The 2,461-nt window shown below is 66.8% G+C and carries 2 protein-coding genes and 2 pseudogenes; 1 reads left to right on the top strand and 3 read right to left on the bottom strand.

From position 1 onward, the window contains the following. Nucleotides 1-205, bottom strand: a pseudogene (locus ACY45C_RS07725) (sugar transferase); the annotation flags it as partial. A gap of 548 nt (nt 206-753) precedes the next feature. Between ACY45C_RS07725 and ACY45C_RS07720 the strand changes: the two are divergent. Next, a pseudogene (locus ACY45C_RS07720) lies at nt 754-1,050 on the top strand (glycosyltransferase family 2 protein); the annotation flags it as partial. Between the two features lie 314 nt (nt 1,051-1,364). On the opposite strand, the gene ACY45C_RS07715 reads toward ACY45C_RS07720, so the two are convergent. Continuing rightward, nucleotides 1,365-1,886, bottom strand: a complete 522-nt coding sequence (locus tag ACY45C_RS07715) for a glycosyltransferase family 2 protein (protein WP_462186943.1) — start codon at nt 1,884-1,886, stop codon at nt 1,365-1,367. After that, nucleotides 1,832-2,377: a glycosyltransferase family 2 protein gene (locus ACY45C_RS07710; RefSeq protein ID WP_462186948.1), complete on the bottom strand. Its 546-nt coding sequence runs from the start codon at nt 2,375-2,377 to the stop codon at nt 1,832-1,834. Before ACY45C_RS07710 ends, ACY45C_RS07715 begins: the two co-directional genes overlap by 55 nt. Nucleotides 2,378-2,461 lie beyond the last annotated feature (84 nt).

The following is a 2,461-nucleotide window of genomic DNA, read 5'->3' as shown; positions in this document are numbered from 1 at the left end:
AACAGGTAAGCGCGACCGTGATTGCCGTGGCATCGATGATGAAGATTCTGGCGGTCAGCCGGACCTTCCACTCCGGCGGCCCGGCTGCCGGCGGCTCTGGTTGCCGTTGTTGCGGAATAGCCGGGATGGTTGTGTCCCGGGGCGTGGCCGCCACCGACGAGAGCATCGCGGGGTCCTCGTCCCGCCCTCCGGTTGAGTCAGGCACCTCGGGCCTTCGTCGTGCGGTTTCCCCGGCCTTGGCCATATCGGTTGTTCTCCGCTCCATCGGATGGCAGTGGGTGTTCATAGTTGCTGCTGGGTTGGACCTGGAACGATCCGCTCCCGTAGCCGGCGAAGGTGAGCCAGTCGGTGAGCAGCCCCAGTGACCCGCCGGTCGTGGCGAACGTACGCACCTCAGTGGTCGCGCGTCCAGAACCCCGTCTGGACACCCCGTCTGGACACCCCGTCTGGACACCCCGTCTGGCCACCCCGTCTGGACGCGTATCGCCGCCGCGTCCGTGTCTAGGTGAACGCATCCGCTGGCCATGCCCCGACCGGCCGGGGAAACGGTTGGGCCGCCGGTTGCGTACCGTCCGCCGCCGACGATGAGGAAATATCCCGACCCCCGTCGGCGACACGCCAGCACCGGGCTTCCGGAGCTATCAACATCCATTATTTAGAGTCACGGCGCGTGACGAGCGCGTGGTCGGAAGCTCGGCAGGACGAAATTCCACCGTAGTCCACCGGCCATCCAGGTCTGTCCAGGGGGCGTCCTTGTCTGGTTCGGGTGATTCGTCATCGGTAAGCGTGGTGATTCCGACGCTCAACGAGGCGCGGAATCTGCGGGAAGTATTTGGCCGACTTCCGGTGGACGCCGAAATAATCCTGGTGGATGGGAACTCCACCGATGACACCGTCCGACTGGCCCGCGAGCTACGCCCCGGCGTGGTCGTCGTCCGCCAGACCCGATACGGCAAGGGCAACGCCATGGCCTGCGGCTTTGCCGTGGCATCGGGGGACATTGTTGTCACGCTCGACGCCGACGGCTCGGCCGACCCGGCCGAGATACCCCCCGGATGTCGTCGGCATGCCGACTGATCCACTGCTCGATGTAGTGCCGGTCGACCGGCAGCCCGCGGTCCCATCCGTAGCGGTCGCTGAACGGCCTGACCCGTTTCATGTTTCCCCACGAAACCCGGTGTCCCGGCGCGTTCCGCAACGTCCAGTATGCTATCTGCTGCGCCTTTTGCTGCACCATTCGTGGTGATCGCCGGTAGCAGCGGAGAGCCCATTCCGGTGGGAGTTTCTCTATCTCGACCTCCGTATTCGGCGCCATGAGACCTCCTCGTTGCACCACGTCACCGCCTTCCTTGTTGTCTTCTGTCTCACTGCTTGGCGGCTGCTCGCCGCTCCTGGGCGTAGAGCAATGGTCCGGCGGTGTAGCCGGTGAACTCCCGCAGCAGGGCACCCTTCGGGGCCTGGACCCGCCCGTCGAGCCGCTGGCTCGTCGCATGGCCGATGCGGGCCATCCCACGCAGGCCTCGTGGGATGCGACGTACCACCTCACCCCGGGTCGACCGCTGGAGAAGCAGCTTGGCCAGGAAGGCAGTGAAACCGGAGCCGTAGCTGAACATCTGGGCGAGCAGCGCCGCGTCGTCGGCGCGGTGGTGATGCCAGACGAAGGCGGCTGGTTCGTAGGCGATCGCTCGGCCCGCCCGCAGCCTGCGCACGAAGAGGTCGAGGTCCTCGCCGCCCCGGCTCCTGGTGCCCGGTCCCAACGTCTCGTCGAAGCCGCCGAGGTCCCGCAGGAACGCGGCGTCGAACCCGAAATTCGCGCCGGTGCCGACGAAACCTATGTAGGGGTACAGCGGACCGTGCCGCTCGTTGTCGGCGAGGTCGAAAAGCACCGGCTCGCAGCGGGTGGACCAGTACGACGCCCGGGCGTCGAAGTAGGCTTCGGCCGCGCTCGCGATGCTCGCCGTGCAGACGAGTCCCGTGACGCACGCAACGTCCGGCTGGCGCCGGAAACCCCCCGCGCCAGCGCGAGCACGCGGTTGCGGGCGCGGGAGAGACCCGGGTGTGGTTCGGGGACATGGCGGAATCGTTCGTCGGTGGCCGCAAACGAGTCGACGACCCGCTTCGTGGCGTCGCTCGACGGTGCATTGTCCACGATGAGGAACTCGACGGCCGGATAGGTGATCTCCGTGAGTCGACGCAGGCAGTTGGCCAGGATCTCACTGCGGTCTCTGGTGGGGACGACGACGGAGACGAGATCCGTGGAATCGAGATCTGTGGATTGAACCTTGTTTGGGCAGGCCTCGGTGGCTGCGGCAGGCCTGGTGCGGGCCTCGAGGCGCTCGAGCGGGCGGAGACCCTCGCTGACCAGGTGATCGTTCATGCGCCCGCCGAACTCCGACCAGACCCTGCCGAGCAGCTCATCGACGTCGATGCCGGTGGCCGTCCTGGCGGCCGCAGCATAGCC

It is taken from the genome of Frankia sp. CcWB2 (genome assembly GCF_977927585.1).
Note: the sequence above shows the minus strand (reverse complement) of the source record. Positions and strands in the feature narration are given on the sequence as shown.

Excerpts from the sequence above, each read along its gene's own strand:
- ACY45C_RS07710 (WP_462186948.1), bottom strand. The coding sequence starts at position 2,377 with ATGAACGATCACCTGGTCAGCGAGGGTCTCCGCCCGCTCGAGCGCCTC.